11 protein-coding genes and 3 pseudogenes are annotated in these 16072 nt (G+C 61.1%); 1 reads left to right on the top strand and 13 read right to left on the bottom strand.

Going from position 1 to position 16072, the window contains the following annotated elements; genetic code table 11:
* Window positions 1-158 precede the first annotated feature (158 nt).
* Window positions 159-353, top strand: coding sequence for a DUF4062 domain-containing protein (locus NKJ73_RS30920; protein WP_352458912.1), 195 nt, complete (start codon window positions 159-161; stop codon window positions 351-353).
* A 593-nt stretch (window positions 354-946) separates the two neighbouring features.
* On the opposite strand, the gene NKJ73_RS30930 is transcribed toward NKJ73_RS30920, so the two are convergent.
* The 13 genes and pseudogenes from NKJ73_RS30930 to NKJ73_RS30995 all read right to left on the bottom strand — a co-directional run.
* On the bottom strand, window positions 947-1384 hold the full coding sequence (locus tag NKJ73_RS30930) for a tyrosine-type recombinase/integrase (RefSeq protein ID WP_502903663.1): 438 nt from the start codon (window positions 1382-1384) through the stop codon (window positions 947-949).
* Window positions 1385-1600: 216 nt separating this feature from the next.
* A complete protein-coding gene (locus NKJ73_RS30935; protein WP_352572169.1) occupies window positions 1601-2845 on the bottom strand; it encodes an adenylate/guanylate cyclase domain-containing protein in 1245 nt (414 codons plus the stop codon).
* A complete protein-coding gene (locus tag NKJ73_RS30940; protein ID WP_140762002.1) occupies window positions 2763-3128 on the bottom strand; it encodes a response regulator in 366 nt (121 codons plus the stop codon). The genes NKJ73_RS30935 and NKJ73_RS30940 overlap by 83 nt, the downstream gene beginning before the upstream one ends.
* Window positions 3125-5779, bottom strand: coding sequence for a GAF domain-containing protein (locus tag NKJ73_RS30945; RefSeq protein ID WP_352572170.1), 2655 nt, complete (start codon window positions 5777-5779; stop codon window positions 3125-3127). The genes NKJ73_RS30940 and NKJ73_RS30945 overlap by 4 nt, the downstream gene beginning before the upstream one ends.
* Window positions 5745-6305 (bottom strand): SCO family protein, encoded by a 561-nt coding sequence (locus NKJ73_RS30950; RefSeq protein WP_352572171.1) that lies wholly within the window; start codon window positions 6303-6305, stop codon window positions 5745-5747. The genes NKJ73_RS30945 and NKJ73_RS30950 overlap by 35 nt, the downstream gene beginning before the upstream one ends.
* Window positions 6306-6325: 20 nt before the next feature.
* Window positions 6326-7333: an ABC transporter substrate-binding protein gene (locus NKJ73_RS30955; protein WP_352572172.1), complete on the bottom strand. Its 1008-nt coding sequence runs from the start codon at window positions 7331-7333 to the stop codon at window positions 6326-6328.
* Between the two features lie 42 nt (window positions 7334-7375).
* A complete protein-coding gene (locus tag NKJ73_RS30960) occupies window positions 7376-8386 on the bottom strand; it encodes an ABC transporter substrate-binding protein (protein WP_352572173.1) in 1011 nt (336 codons plus the stop codon).
* A 46-nt stretch (window positions 8387-8432) separates the two neighbouring features.
* Window positions 8433-9482, bottom strand: coding sequence for an ABC transporter substrate-binding protein (locus tag NKJ73_RS30965; RefSeq protein WP_352572174.1), 1050 nt, complete (start codon window positions 9480-9482; stop codon window positions 8433-8435).
* 29 nt (window positions 9483-9511) lie between these two features.
* Window positions 9512-10525, bottom strand: a complete 1014-nt coding sequence (locus NKJ73_RS30970; RefSeq protein WP_352572175.1) for an ABC transporter substrate-binding protein — start codon at window positions 10523-10525, stop codon at window positions 9512-9514.
* Between the two features lie 468 nt (window positions 10526-10993).
* Window positions 10994-11470, bottom strand: a pseudogene (locus tag NKJ73_RS30975) (site-specific integrase).
* A gap of 253 nt (window positions 11471-11723) precedes the next feature.
* Window positions 11724-13442: an adenylate/guanylate cyclase domain-containing protein gene (locus NKJ73_RS30980; RefSeq protein WP_352572176.1), complete on the bottom strand. Its 1719-nt coding sequence runs from the start codon at window positions 13440-13442 to the stop codon at window positions 11724-11726.
* Between the two features lie 378 nt (window positions 13443-13820).
* Window positions 13821-15562, bottom strand: a pseudogene (locus tag NKJ73_RS30985) (adenylate/guanylate cyclase domain-containing protein).
* Window positions 15563-15846: 284 nt separating this feature from the next.
* A pseudogene (locus NKJ73_RS30995) lies at window positions 15847-16072 on the bottom strand (hypothetical protein); the annotation flags it as partial.

Below are 16072 nucleotides of genomic sequence, written 5' to 3' on the forward strand. Positions count from 1 at the left end.
TTCCGGCAAACCGGGCAACCTAGCGTGCCAGCGCGCGGGTCGGGCTTTGATCACTTCACCCCTTGCAAGAATCATGACTCGGCTTCTTGATGCGGGCACGGAACGTTATCCCCAGCCTGCTTGCAGACTTACAAGGGCGGATCGAAGGGTGAAGCCGCATGGACGTTAAATACCAGATCTTCGTCAGCTCGACCTATGCCGATTTGGTGGACGAAAGACGGTCGGTCATCGAGGCCGTTCTTAACCCTCGGGCATATTCCTGTGGGGATGGAGGCATTCCAAGCCAGCGACGACACTCTTTGTCATCCCGGCCGGTGCGGACGAAGCGTTCGAGGCTTCGTTGCAGGACATGATCGCGAACCGGCCAGAGATGGGTGCGTGGACCTGGCGGGTCGGTGACGGGGAGATGCCGGCCCTTCCATAGGCTGGGACGACATCTCAGATTTCCATCGATGTCGTGAATCGATTGGCGGCTATCGATTCAGACAATGCGTTGGACAAGGATCTCCGCTGTCTTGGACCATGACGCTATGGTGAGGGGTGATCAGCGATCGTCTTTTTCGGTGAGCATGCTGCGGGTTTACCGCCGCCGAGGCGCACGTCTTCGAGCAGATCGCTGCCGGCAGGACGACGCTGGAGACGCCAGCGGCGCTTGGGATCCGGCGCACGACCGTTTAAGACACATCTCGAGCACATCTTCCTCAAGACGGGAGCAAGCCGCCAGGCCGATCTCATCAAGCTCGCCCACTCGCTGGCTATACCGCTGTAATAGCCTCTGCAATTGGTGTGTGACGTCGGAACGGATCGCAGGCGGACTCTGCGGCGGGCGTCTTCTTGGAACCGGCAACCACTGCGGCCACGTCGCGCGGCGGACACTGTCTGCGTGTCAGCAAGGTCCGGTTCGGGTCACGGAGCGACGCTTCATGCCGGCGCCGCTCCGCGTAGCCTATAGTTCGACTTGCTCGGAAATCGCCAGCGCGTCATCGACCTCTATCCCGAGGTAGCGGACGGTGCTCTCCAGCTTCGTGTGACCGAGTAGCAGCTGGACGGCGCGGATGTTGCCCGTTTTCTTGTAGATTTGTGATGCCTTTGTCCGCCTCATTGAGTGTGTTCCGTATCGCTTTGGATAGAGACCGATGCTGGATACCCATCTGCCTACGATCCTCCCATACTGCCTCGTAGACATGTGCGGCTTAGCGCGAACCCGGCTCGGGAAAAGGAAATCCGTTTCGGTCAGGCCTCGGCCTGCGATCCATGCACTGACGGCTGCGCGTGTCTGCTCCGTGATCTCGAACTGCACTGGCCGCCCTGTCCTCTTCTGTACGATAACCGCCCGAAGCGCGCGATGCGGGCTCGCGCATTGTAGCGCCTCCGGAGCCGACAATGAGGGGTACTTCAATAGGTCGGATGCCGGCTCTCCCGTTGAAGCTGACCGCGGTAATGGGCGCAGTCGCGCCACAGGCTGCCATCAGGGTTGCTACTGGCAGAACGCACACTTTCTCCCCGTTGCGGGCGGATTCGAGATCGGTCGTGGCTGGGATGCTTTGTGCCGACGGTTCGATGGGCCGTATCTCCGAAAGAGACCAGCGTGCGTCCAACCCTAGCTTGGCCGACCGATCCACCGCACGATTTCATAGGCAGGCATCGGGCGGCGAAAACCCTTCAGCGTCAGTTCGCCAACAAGAACGGATTCGACCAGCGACTCGACAGCGCCGAGGACCCGCTGGCTAACAAGAATCTGGCGCGATTTGGCCTCCTCGCACAATCGGGCGGCATGGTTCGACACAGTGCCGATGACGGCATAGTCCGAGCGCTGATCAAAACCGATGCGCCCGATGGTTGCGTGGCCCCTGGCAATGCCGATCCCAAAGCCAAGCAAATAGTCCCGCTTGCGCCATCGCTCTGAATGCTCGTCAATCGCGTCGCGCATTGCAGCAGCCATTGAGACAGCTCTCTCGCTGTGGTCGGCGCATGGCAGTGGATCGTTGAAAACCACGACGATCCCGTCGCCCACGAACCGCTCGAGAGTCCCCTCGTGGCGGACAATTTGTTCACCAAGACAGGAATGATACTCGGCAAGAACGGTCATGACTTCTTCGGGTTCGGCGGTCTCTGCGAAGGCCGTAAAGCCGCGCAAATCGCAAAAGACAACGGTCACCTCGCGACGGTGGCTCTGCAAGAGCGCATCTCCATTGCCCGCCGCAACGATGAGGTCGGCGACCTGTTCGGGCAGGAACCGCCTGAGCCGCGCCATTCGATCGAGCTCCGTCACCTGGTCGGCCACGGTTTGCTCGAGCGAGCGATTCCAGTCGGAAAGTTGCGCGGCTTGGTCCTCAAGGCGTTTGGCTTGGCTCGCGACAGTGTCGTGAAGCGCCTTCTGGCGCAGCATCGAGCGCACCCGCGCTAACAGCGCCCTGTGCTCGAAGGGCTTTGTCAGATAGTCGTCGCCACCGGCGTCCAGCCCCTCGACCACGTCGCGCGTGTCGGCTTTAGCGGTGACCAGAATAACGGGGATCGATCGCAGCGATTGATCGTGCTTGAGCATGCGTACTACACTGATGCCGTCGAGCTTCGGCATCATGATGTCGAGCAGGATCAGATCCGGCGTGAGTTCGCGGGCTTTCGCAAGCCCCTCTTCCCCATCGGCGGCGGTTGCAACTTCGTAGCCATTCGCCTCGAGGCGCATGCGCAGGATCTCGAGGTTTTCCGGAGTATCGTCGACCGCGAGAATGCGAGGCGGATCGTGCAAAGCGCTGCCTCCCTCAAGAAAGGAACCCGCGAATCTCGGAAAGCAGCTGGCGCGGACTGAATGGCTTGGCAATGTAACCATCGCACCCAGCAGCAAGGGCTTTCGCCTCGTCGCCCGACAACGCGTAGGAGGTGACGGCGATAATCGGAATGTGCCGGAGCGCCGGGTCGGCCTTGATGCGGCGGGCCGCTTCATACCCGTCGATCACCGGGAGCTGAATGTCCATAAGGATCAGGTCTGGCCTGTGCGCTCCGGCTGCAGCGATGCCGGCGGCGCCGTCCGCTGCCTCGATCAGTTCGTATTCGGTGGTGGCAATGAGATCGCGGATGATCTGGCGGTTGTCCTCGGTGTCTTCCACCATCAGGATTCGTTTGCTCATGCGGCCCTCACGTCCTCATTCACCCGGATTGGTACCTTGAGACGGAATGTCGACCCTGACCCGCTCACGGACTCGACGTCTATGGTTCCGCCATGCATTTCAACGATGCGCTTCGAGATCGCCAGGCCAAGACCTGTGCCACCCTTCTGCCTGGTGCTGCTGTTGTCGACCTGCTGGAATTCTTCGAAGATGAGAGCCTGGTCCTTGGACGCGATGCCGGGGCCGGTGTCTCGGACGGTGATCTCGAAGTGCCCGTCGACCGCATCGGCAAGAATGTCGACCGCACCCGTTTCGGTGAACTTGACGGCATTGCCTGCAAGATTGAGCAGGACCTGCGTCAAACGGCGTTCGTCCCCGCGGCCGATTGGAAGTTTCTCGGCAACAGCCGTTGAAAGCTCGAGACCCTTCGCTCGTGCCAGCGGCTCGACAGCCGTAACGGCCGAACGAACAATCTGCGCGACGGAGTAGTCCTCGATCGCCAGCGTGAGCTGGCCGGCTTCGATCTTGGAAAGGTCGAGTACGTCGTTGATGAGCCCGAGGAGGTGACGGCCGTTTGCCTGCACGCGCGCGACGGTCGTCTTTGCCTTGTCCGGGAGTTCGCCGTAGATGCCGTCGACCAGCAGTTCTGTGAAGCCTAAGACCGAATTGAGCGGTGTCCTGAGCTCGTGACTCATGTTCGCTAGGAACTGCGACTTGTGGCGGCTAGCAGCCTCCAACTCCCGGCCTTTCTCCTCAATCTCCCGGAACAGCTTGGCATTCTGGATCGCGAGCACCGATTGGGCTGCGAAGGTCTCCAGCAGGTGGACAACTTGCTCATGGAAGGCACCTGGCTTGTAGCGCCTGACGACCAGTGCACCGACGATCTTGTTGGGCCTCAGCAGCGGAACGATCAGGATACCGCGATATCCGGCTTCGAGGATCGTCTTTCTTACAAGGAAGGATGAGGCCTCCTCGCTGAGGTCGGGAAACTGCACCGGCATGCAGCGCCCGGGTGCGTCGCCGATCCCCATGTCGGCCAGCCCGATCGTCTGGTGTGAGACTGCGGCGATAAGCTCATCGCTCATACCGAAGTTTGCGCGCGAACGGAATTGCTGCCGCGTGCTGCTGAACACGTAGATGGTGCCAGCATCCGTCTCCGACAACTGGACCGCTTTGGCGACGATCGTTTTCAGCACCGTGTCGAGATCCAGCGTCGAATTGACCGCCTTGCTCACCTCACCAAGCGCCTCGAGCTCACCAACAGACGCGGCAAGCTCGCGCGTCCGTGACTGCACCGCCTCGAAAAGCCGCGCATTCTCGATGGCGATCACCGCCTGGTCGGCGAATGTCTCGACGAGCGCGATCTCCTTGGGATTGAAAGGTTGCGGCTCAACCCTCGTCATGACGAATACGCCAACGAGATCACCTTCCCGCAACAGCGGGGCAGCGAGGACGGTGCGGAATCCGCCTGCCTCAGCGATCAAGGCGACGCGGTAGTCCGGATCAGCGGTCACGTCTTCGATTTGCACGATCCGCCGATCTTCGATTACGCGCCCTACGGCGGAGCCTCGGCCTGCGGCAAGCGCTGGAAGTGGATTGGCGTCGACATAAGCACGGAAACTGGGCGGGTAGCCATGCGTCGACACATAGCGGAATACGCCATCCAGCAACTGCACGATACCACCCTTGTCGGCACGGCAGAGCCTGACAGCCGATTCCACCAACGTATCGAGCACGACCTGCAGATCGAAGGTAGAGCGGCTGATGACCTTCAGAACGTCTGCAGTGGCTGTCTGCTGCTGAAGGGCTTCGTCGAGCTGCTGGGTGCGTGTCTCAATCTCCTGATACAGGCGCCCCAGCTGGTCGGAGGTCTGGTTGACGTTAGCGGCGAGCACTCCAAGTTCGTCGCGATTGGCGACGGCAACCTGTTGGGCGAAGTCGCCGGCCGCTATCTGGCTGAGGCGCGTCTCGATCTTCTTGACCGGTTCGATCAACGACCAGGAGATGATGTAGCCGAGCCCCAACGCCAGCAGGATACTGCCCACAGCAAACGAGACCACGATCAGTCTGGACGTGCCGTACGCACCCTCGGTCGTTTCGATGGCCACTACCATGTCGGCCTCGGCCATGTTGACCAGCTGGTTTGTCAGCCGCTCGAGGCTATCAGCCGACGGTATGATTTCATCAAGCTGAACCTTGCGCGCCTCCTCAGTGCGGCCGGCGCGGACGAGCTCTGCCACGTGCGTCACCCCGGCCGTCAGCCGTTCGTACTCTTGCCTGACCTGGCCAAGCACTTCCACCTCGGCTTTGGCGACGAACTCCATGCGGTCGAGGTCGTAGCCGAACTGGTTGAGCTGGCGCAGCGCCGCATCCAGCATCCGGTCGTCCTGAAGCAAAAGGGCGGTGGAGATGCCGTAGAGCTGGGTGGTCGTATCGTGCTGGACCTGGCGATAGGCTGCTATCCGGCGCTGCAACTTGATCAGCTCGTTTGTTTGATCATTGACCCCACTCAGCACCTGCAACCCGACGGCCCCGAGCACGATCAGCAGGCCGACAATCGACAGGAACGCGATCAAGAGCTTGGTCTGGACGCGCGCCGGCAGCCGGGCAACCCAGCCAACGAGCCGGTTCGTTATGCTATTTGGATTCGTCCAAGAGGCTGAGAAGGTCATCCCGGAACTCCTCCAGGTCGAACCGGACACCAAGATACTGTACTCGCAAGATGCCACCGGGGTCCACGAGCGACGTCAACAAGGTATGGTCGACATCTCCGTTCGCCGCTTTCTTCGCGATGACCCCGTATTTCCGTCCAACCTCATGGACAATCGCCGGATCACCGGTAAGAAACGACCAGCCCTTCAGATCGGCGCCAAAATTCTGCGCATATTCCTTCAAAACATCGGGCGTGTCGCGCTCCGGGTCGACGGTGATCGAAACGAAGGCGATTTTCGGTCCGAATGCACTACCCAACTTTTCCTGCACGCTGGCCATATGGGCGGTCAGCATGGGGCAGACGTCGGTACAGTGCGTATAGATGAATGAGACGGCGACCACCTTGCCGCGAAAGTCGTGCAGCGACACGCGCACCCTGTCCTGCGATACCAAGGTAAAGTCCGGCGCCTGTCCGATCGTCGGCAGGCGCTCGTCGTGGGGCGCGTCGTGCGCGTGTGCTGGCCCGGCCATCAGCGCCAGCAGCAAGATGCGCGCCGGCCACTCGCTCACGTTTTCATCTCGCGCTTGACCTCGTTGAAAAGGCGCCAATCCGTGCCGTTCGCGATGATCTCGTTTGGGCTCGACTTGACAATCCCGGCTTCATGCAGCCGCAGCGAGAAGAACCTCATCGTGTCCTCGGGATCGAAGTCGCGCCAATCAGAGTATGGGAGCTCGCGGAGCGACTGCACGGCGTAGTCGTATTGTTCGGTGTGTCCGCCATCCACCAGCAGGCGTGCCACCCGTTCCGGTTCGGCCGCGCAGATGTCGGCCGATTTGATGATGGCCCGGATGACGCGCTTGGTGGCAGCTGGATTTTTCTCGGCATACGCGGCGTTGACCGCCAGCATGCAGCAGTAATATTGTGACCACGGCCGGTCCTTGGAACTGTCGAGGATGACGTGGCCGACTTTGCGGGTGCGCAGGTCCTGAGCCTCAGGCGGAAAAGCCAGGAAGGCGTCGACCTTGCCCTCGGCGAAGAGCTCCGCCGGCTTTGCCTCGCCGACGATCCATTCGATGTCGCGTTGCGGATCGAGGCCGATATAGGTCGCCATAGCACTGACGAAGATATGCGGATCCGACGATAGATTGCCGCCGACGCCGACTTTGCGGCCCTTGAGATCCGCGATGCTCTTGATGTTCTCGCGTCCGAACAACTCGTAGCAGCCGACATGGACTCCGGAGATCACCTTGATCGGAGCGCCAGTGTCGACCGGAATGATTAGGGCCGTGGCAAAGTCAATGCCGAAGTCGATGTCGCCGCGCGCCAGCATCTCGGTCTGGGCGATACCGGCCTCGGCGGCCACGAAGCCGAAATCTGAGAACCCCTCTGCGCGGATCAGATCCTCGGCGACGTACTGCGGAGCGATGCAGATACCCGGCGCCGCCGCAAAGCGGGCGACCGTGGTTTCAGGTGCCGCTTCGGCGGCGGCCGCGTTGCGGCCCTTTGCAAGACCCACACCTGCGAGCGCGGACAGGCCTGTGAGGAAACGGCGGCGGTTCTGGATGATCTGCATAAGCCTTTCCTTCCCTGATGGGACACGACGTTCGGCGATTGCCTACGTCTTCAACTCCTGCTTTAGTTGATCGAGAAAGCGCCAATCCGTTCCGGTGGCGATTATCTCTTGCGGGCTCGACTTGATCATGCCCGTTTCGTACATGCGCAGCGCGTAGAAGCGCATCGAGGCTTCGGCATCGAAATCCCGCCATCTGTCGTACCGGAGGTCGCCAAGCGTTTGCAGCGCGAGTTCGTAGCTGGGGACGAAACCTCGATCGACCAGCTGCCCTGCAGTCCATGACGGATCTGAGACACAGAGGTCGGCGCCCTTGAGGATGGACCGCAGGACGCGCTTTGTCGCCGCCGGGTATCTGTCTACATAATCCGCAGTCGCGGAAATCATGCAGCAGAAGTGCTGCGACCACGGCGGGTCGGTGGTCGAGTTGAGGATTGTGTGGCCTACTTTCCTGGAGCGAAGTTCCTGCGTGCGGGGCGGTTGGCCGAGCACTGCATCGTACTTTCCTTCGACGAAGCCTTCCGCAAAATTGTGCTCTTCGATGACCCATTCGATGTCGTTGACGGGATCGAGCCCAACATAGGCGGCCATCAGAGAAACCAACACGTGTTGCGGCGAATCAAGCGTAAAGACCCCAACCCGCTTTCCCCGCAGGTCCGAGACGCCTTTGACGCTGTCGTTGGCGATCAGTTCGAGGCACCCGGAGTGCAGTCCGCTTAGTACCCTGATCGGCACTCCTGCATCGATCGACGCCAGATGAATCGGCACATAGTTCACACTGAAATCCGTCTCGCCGTTTGCGATCCACGCGGAATGATCAACCTTCTTGTCACCTTGCACATAGCGGACATCGGTGAATCCCTCGGCGCGCAGCATCTCTCCGGCGAGGTACAGGCCCGCCCAGCAATAGGCGCCGCCGATGTACCGCGGCAGGCGGACCGAGGTGGTCTCCGGCAGCGGCTCAGCCCAGGCTTGCGTAGAGGTGCCGATAAGGCCCGCGGCGCCGGCTGACGCAGCGCCGGCTAGGAAACGGCGGCGGTTCTGGATGATCTGCATAAGCCACTCCTTCCCTCGATAGGGCGCACGGCGTGTTGGCGATTGCCTACGTCTTCAACTCCTCCTTCAGTTCGCTGAAGAAGCGCCAGTCGGTGCCTTGGGCCAAGAGCTTCTGGGGGGTGCTCTTTAGCATCCCGACCTCGTGGAGGCGCAAGGCGTAGAAGCGCAGGGTGTCCTCAGCGCTATACCCACGCCAACCGTAGGGGAGCCCCTTTATGACCTGGAGGGCATGGTCATAGCGCCTAGTATAGCCCTGCTCCACCAAGTACTGCGCGGACTGCTCCGGCTCGCTGGCGCAGAAATCCGCCGCTTTCAAGATGGCGCGGAGGGCGCGTTTGGTGGCCACCGGATACGTGCGGACGAACTCCCGGTTCCCAGCCAGCATGCAGCAGAAGTATTGCGACCAGGGCCGGTCCACGGTGCTGCTAATCACCACATGTCCGATCTGCCGCTCCCGCATCTCCTGCGGTTCGGGGGGAAAGCCTAGGTAGGCATCGATCTTCCCCTCACTTAGGAGCGGGATGGACTCGGGTCCCGGATGCGTGACGAAGTGTATGTCCTTATGGAGGTCCAGGCCCACATAAGCCGTCATAGCGCCGAGAAAGACGTATCGGCTGGAATCTAGCGCTGGCACGGCCACGGTCTTCCCCTTGAGGTCGCGGATCGACTGGATGCGATCGGTGCCGAACAGCTCAAAGCAGCCGACGTGGAGTCCTGCCAGGATTACGATGGGATCCCCCGCTTCCAGGCTGAGAAGGAGCGGGGCGGCGAAATGCGCACTGAGGTCGGCTTCACCAGAGGCGAGGGCCGACGCGATGTCTGCGGTCCCCTCTTTTTGGAGGTAGTGCACCTCAGTGAACCCTTCGCTGCGCAGCAGTTCTTCGGCTACATACTGGGGGGCCTGACAGATGCTGGGAATCCGGACGAGCCGGATCCGCGTCGTCTCAGGCGGTGGCTCCGCAGCGGCTCGCCTGCGGACGCTAGTCGTTTCCGGCGGTGGCTCTGAGGGGAGCGATTGCTGGACCCCGACTAGGCTCGCGGCGCCGGCTGCCGAAAGGCCGGCCAGGAAGCGCCGGCGGCTCTGGATGATTTCCATGTCCACGTCTCCCCTTGAGACAAATGGGATCAGGTTTTCAGCTCACGCTTCAACTCGTCGAGGAAGCGCCAGTCCGTTCCGTCGGCGATGATCTGTTGCGGGCTCGATTTGATCATGCCCGTCTCCTGCATGCGGAGTGTGTAGAACCGCAGGGAGTCTTCAGGATCGAATTCCCGCCACCGGTCGTACCGGATATCCTTCAGCGTTTGGAGCGCGTAGTCATACGATGGGACGAAATCGCGATCGACCATCTGCCGGGCCACCCTCTGCGGATTCGACACGCAGAGGTCAGCCGCCTTGAGGATGGATCGCAAGACCCGCTTGGTCGCCACCGGGTACCTGTTCACGTAGTCCGTTGTCGCGGAGATCATGCAGCAGAAATACTGTGACCATGGGCGGTCGACGGCATTGTTGAGTATCGTGTGGCCGATCTTCTTGGCGCGCAGCTCCTGCGGCTGGGGCGGCGTGCCGAGGAATCCGTCGATCTTTCCTTGGACGAAGAGCTCCGTCGGGGTGGCGTCTTCAGTCAGGACCCATTGGATATCGTTCACGGGATCGAGCCCGACATAAGCGGACATGAGAGTCAGCCACACGTGTCGCGAGTTATTGAAACCATCCACGCCCACCCTCTTGCCCCGCAGATCCGCGACGCTGCGGATGCTCTCCTTGGCGATCAGTTCGAGGCATCCCGAGTGCAACCCGGTTAGCACCTTGATCGGCACGCCGGCATCGATCGACGCGATTTGGTTCGGCGGAAAGTTGACCGAGAAATCCGTCTCACCGCGTGCGATCCACTCCGATTGGTCGACGCTTCTGTCGGCTTCTACGTAGCAAACGTCGGTGAAGCCATCTGCGCGCATCAGTTCTCCGGCGATGTACGCGCCGGCCCAGCAGTAGGAACCACCAACCCACCGCGGCAGCCGAACCGTGGTCGTTTCCAGCGGCGGTTCCGCGTGAAGCGACTCCGGAAGACCGACAATACCGGCAGCGCTTACCGCTGCAGCGCCGGCCAGGAATCGGCGGCGGGTTTGCATGATCTGCATCCGAACGCTCCTCTTCCGAATCGCAAATGGCAATTCTGGCCGGAACCGAGCAAAAGAGGTTCCGGCAGTGACAGACAGTCTTGTGAGCGCGCCGAACACAGCGAATTACGAGCGCGCCCAGAGTCTTGATGCGGGAGTCTTGCGCTCTCCGTCGCCGGCCCAGTATTAGCAACCGACGATATGCCACGGTACGCCCAATTTGCGTTGGTTGCGAGCGCAAAACTTACTCCGCCAAACGTCCCGCCAGCACCTCGCTGTCAGGGAGACTGTTTGCGCGGTTCAGAATGGCCACTTCGAGTTTACTGCGGCCGGGCCGAGTCATCGACGCAAAGGTCTGCACAGGGTCATCAGTACTGGTTGCGCTTAACGTCTGGTTCCGGGAAGGAAAATCGGCCTCGCAAGGTCTCGAAAGGGTCACAAAGCGACGCTTCCAGCCCGCGTCGCTCTGTCCGTTGTCGCAGGTTCATTTCACAGGTCGATCTGTTCAGAGATCGCCAAAGCGTCGTCCACTTCGATGCCGAGATAGCGGACCGTGCTCTCGTATGGCCCAGGAGCAGTTGCACCGCGCGAATGTTTCCCGTCTTCGTGTAGATCTGCGCGGCTTTGGTACGCCTCATCGAATGAGTTCGGTATCGCTTGGGATCGAGCCCGACGCTGGGCGCTGATGGCAGCTCGAGTCTGCTCCGTGATCTCGAATTGTACTGGTCGTCCGGTCTTACGCTGGACGATTACCGCCCGGTCGCGAAACGTGCCGGATAGCGCCACGTCGCCGACCGTGATCGTGACGAGGTCACAGCATCGAAGTTTGCTGTGTATGACAAAATTGACCAGTGCCAGATCACGTGCCGCGCCTGACACCTGCAGTCGTGTGCTAATGCTCCAGACCTCGCACGGCTTGAGAGGAGGCTTCTGACCGACAATGTGGCCTCTGTTCCAGTTGGGCATTCTTCTTCGCCATGCCGCCCTCCGCAGCCGCAGCGCTCGACGTGAGCCCGCGAATTCTAGCGTCTCACCTGGAAGCGCTACAAAGGATTCGGTTTGAAAGTTGTTGGTTGTCGGTGCCGATGAAGTGCACCTTCACAATGGGGCACAACCCGCCCTTAACGGACATTGATCGGAACCCACGGCCATCGCCCTCACAACCAAAACGAGCCTATGTCTGACGAGAGCAAGTAGGCGATCCAAAGCGATACGCCCTTTAGTCGGGAAGGCCAGCCTTGTGGTAGCCTTCGACGAAGCGCTGGAGCAATTCCTCGTCGTCGAATGGCTGCGATGTTGCCCAGTGCTTGATGCTGAAATGGGGATTGCTCATCATGAAGAATTCCGCCTCCTGATGGGCTTCATCCTGGCGCCCGAGCTGCGCGAGGGCTGCCGCTAGCATGCGCCGCGACGTGGTGCGGTAGGTTTCCGGCTTGCGTAAAGCCTCGACCGCGGATTGATAGTCGCCGAGCGCATAGTAGGCTTGGCCCGCCATCCAATAATACCACCCCGGTGGGCGCGGATTGAGCCGCAATGCCCGCTTCACGAATTCGACGCCTTTGACCGCGTCGCCCCTCAAGGTGATGAGATCCGAGCGCATCGCCCAGGCATCGGCATGATTGGGATCGAGCTTGAAGGTCGCCTCGAACTCAGCATCCGATTCCGAGAAACGCCGTTCGTGACCAAGTATGATGCCCAGCACCCAGCGGTTCCCGGCATCGTTAGGGTCGAGCGCCACTGCCCGCTGCGCTTCCGCGAGCGAGCGAGGCTGGTTGGCTTCCTTCGGCTCGTCCCAGAACAGCCAGCCGAGCCAAAGATTGAGGGCCAGCCAGCTATGTGCTTCGGCATAGTCGGGATCGAGACCAATCGCCTTTTCCAGGAGCATGCGCGCTTCCCGCGCGCCTAACCCGGTCTGAAAACTGACGCCGCGGGCTTGCACGCAGAGGTCATAGGCTTCGAGACTCGTCGGCCGTTTGCGCGCCGGCCGTCCGGCCAATCGGCCGACTAGGGCTTCGACGATCTTGGCCGTGACCTCATCCTGCACTGCAAAGATGTCCTCGAGGCTGCTGTCATAGCGCTCGGCCCAGATATGATCGCCGCCGATTGCGTCGATCAGCTGCGCATTAACGCGCACGCGCCCCGCGGCGCGCCGGGCGCTGCCTTCAACCACATAGCGCACCCCAAGATCACGCGCGGCCAAACGCACATCGACCGACCGCCCCTTGTAAGCAAAGGTCGAGTTGCGCGCGATAACGAAGAGGCCGGCGCAGCGAGATAGGTCGGTGATCAGGTCTTCGGTCAAGCCGTCGACAAAGGTTTCCTGCTCCGGATCGTTGCTCATGTTAGTGAAAGGCAAAACCGCGATCGAGGGCTTGTCGGGCAATTCCAGCGATGCCAGTCGGCCGACCGGAGCGGCTCTCGGAAGCTGCAGGTTTACGCGATAGCAGTATATCGGCTCGGCTATATTCTTCACCCGCTGCTCGCCCATAGGCTCGAACGCAAACGCCAGCTTCTGCCTGACTTCCTTGGACACCTTCTCTGAAACGCAGATGCCACTGGGCTCGGCGAGTTGCTGGAGGCGCGAGGCCACGTTCACGCCCTCGCCATAGCGATCGTCCCCTTCGACGATCACTTCTCCAAGGTTGATTCCGATCCTGACTTCGAAGCGCTGGTCTTCGGCGACGCTCGCGTTACGCTCCGCCATGCCGCGTTGAAGCGTGACCGCGCATTCGACCGCATCCACCACGCTGCCGAACTCCGCCAGCAGGCCGTCTCCCATAAGCTTGAAGATTCGCCCGTGTCGTGTTGCGATTTCCGGCTCGAACAGCTCTTTGCGGCCACGTTTTAGCCGGTCGAAGGTGCCCGCTTCATCCGCCTCCATGAGCGCCGAGTACCCGACAACATCGATGGCAAGGATGGCAGCGAGCTTCCGCTCCATGTTGGGCCTCAGTTAGGATTCGCGACACGCAAGCCGCAGGTCAGAGGCGGGTAGGATCGGCGCCTCCGGCGTGCCCTTACCGGCCTTTGATACCACAGATCACGCCTCTTGAGACCATGGATCGCGCGACGCTCCGGCTCTCCTGCCGCAGCGGAATGCAATGTCGGTTATGGTCCGCTTCGCCGCATCCGGCACGATGAGCAGCCCGGCTGCACGATTCAGAGGCTCGTCCCACAGGCGGGCCATTATCGTTTCGCCGCGCTCGGCACACCTTCTGCAGACGCCGCAACGATACGCCTAGCCGGTGCACCGACGGCGCGCCAGCCGCCGGCTTCATGGTTCTCGACAGCCCTTCCTGCCTGCGCTTGCTTCGCCCGGTCATTCCGGCAATCCCGCCTTTCGCAGGGCCGACGCCAGCATTTCCATGAGTTCTGGTCGGACGACGCTCATCCGCACGAATGCGCTGTTTGTCCAGCCCGGCGCGACCTCCAACAGCCGCGAGGCGGCTGCGCGTGCGGCATCCAGGCGGTCGAGATTGACATAGGCTGCGACGAGGCTGGCATAGAGGACGCTGAAGCCGGGCGCTACTTGGATCGCCAGCGTCGAATAGTTCACCGCGTCATCATACCGGCCAGTGAAGAGGTGGACCCAGGCCAGCGCCAGGTACGAATGATAGTTCAGGGGATCGAAAGGACTGAGGCGAAGTGCCTTGAACGCGTGATCGCACGCACGTTCATAGGTTTCGCTGTACATGTGCACCATCGCGCTGAAGCCGTATGCCAGAGCTAAGTTGCGGTTTAGCTTCAAAGCTCTATCGAGAGCGCTGATGGCCCGTGCGTAGTCATGGGTAATCGTGGCGTGAACGAACGCCCCCATCGACAGCGCCTGGGGATCGTCGGCGCCGATCGCCATTGCGATGTTGGCGTGCTTCAGCGCGGCAGCCCTGTCTTCGGGATGGAAGCCTCCGCGCAGGAAGCGCTGTTCGTATCCCCAGGCCGCATAGCCATGTGCGGAAGCGTAGTTCGGGTCGAGACTCAAGACCTCGTTCAGCAGGCGCAGGGCTTCGTTGGTATCGGCCGGCGTGTTGGCGTAGGCATGTGGCAAGGCGCGCAGGAAGAGATCATATGCGTCAAGGCTGTCCGGCCGCTTGCGGCGCGCTCGGTCGATCTCAGCGCGCCGCAGGGTGGGTTCAAGCGTCCCGACAATACTCTCGGTCAATCGGTCCTGCAGGTCGAACACGTCTTCCGCCGCGCCCTCGAACTTGTCTGCCCAAACATGGGTTGCATCTTTGCCCTCGATAAGCTGTGCGGTTATGCGCAGTCTGTCGGCAGCCCGCCGCACGCTCCCTTCCATCACGTAGCGGACGCCAAGCTCTCTTGCGACCTGCCGGATATCGAGCGTTCTGCCCTTGTAGGCGAAAGTGGAGTTCCGCGCGATGACGAACAGACCGGGTATCTTCGACAGGCCCGTGATGAGGTCCTCCACCAGCCCGTCCGTGAAATACTCCTGCTCGGGATCACCGCTCATGTTGGTGAACGGCAGCACGGCGATGGACGGCTTGTTGGGCAACGAAGGCGATCTGAGCTGTTGCATGTCGACGACGAACCGCTGGCGAAGAACGCGATAGACCGGGAGCGGTTCAGCGATGTTCTTGACATGCTGCTCGCCCATCGATTCGAAGCCAAAGGGAAGCTTCCTTTCGACTTCGCGAGCAACTTTACCGAGATGTAGATGCCGCCAGGCTCCGCTAGTTGCTGCAGGCGCGCTGCGATGTTGACGCCGTCGCCGTAGCGATCCTCGCCCTCGACAATTACTTCGCCGAGATTGATGCCTATTCTCACCTCAATGCGATCGTTCGCGACGGAATCCGCGTTGCGCTCGACCAAGCTACTCTGCAGCGCCACCGCGCACTCGACCGCATCCACCACGCTGGAGAACTCGGCGAGCAGTCCGTCGCCCATGAGCTTGAATATGCGTCCGTGTCGTTCCGCTATTTTGGGCTCAAACAGTTCCGTGCGTATCGCTCTGAGACGCTCAAAGGTCCCTGCCTCGTCACTCTCCATGAGCGCCGAGTAGCCAACCACGTCAGCCGCCAGGATGGCTGCGAGCCTTCTCTCCAAGAATTCTCCTCAAGCAGACCAATCGGCCAAGGATAGCATACGACGGGTCGTGAATCTGGGAATAGTTCACCTGAGGGACGTGGCGTGGCACGGCGGCGATCTGCTCCTTCCGAAGGCCGACGCGGATGACCGACTGCCACCCAACCAAGCCGTTTGACCCGAGCTGGCAACTGCTGAGTAGGCGAAGTCCGCATCGCCTCGATCGCGCCAATTGCCGACCTTTCCGGCGCTTCTCCGAAGCTGACGTTCGCGGTGCGGCCGGAATACCACCGAACCTGCCGACATCATAGCCACGCCTCGAGTAGAGGCTTGGTCTCGAGCACCTCGGCACGGTTCCGTTCGCGCGATAGAAGCAGCGGTTGGCGATTGAGCAGCATGGAATCGCCGAATTCATGCGCGCGGTATCGATACGCGGTGAAGGCTTCGGAGGCCTTGGCGAGCAGAGCATCGTCGGCAAAGGCGCGCAGGAGCTCGAAATGGCTTTCGCCGGGCTGGTGGACGCCTGTGAGA

Origin of the sequence: Mesorhizobium sp. M0074, assembly GCF_040322975.1 — a bacterium.
Taxonomy (GTDB): Bacteria; Pseudomonadota; Alphaproteobacteria; order Rhizobiales; family Rhizobiaceae; genus Mesorhizobium.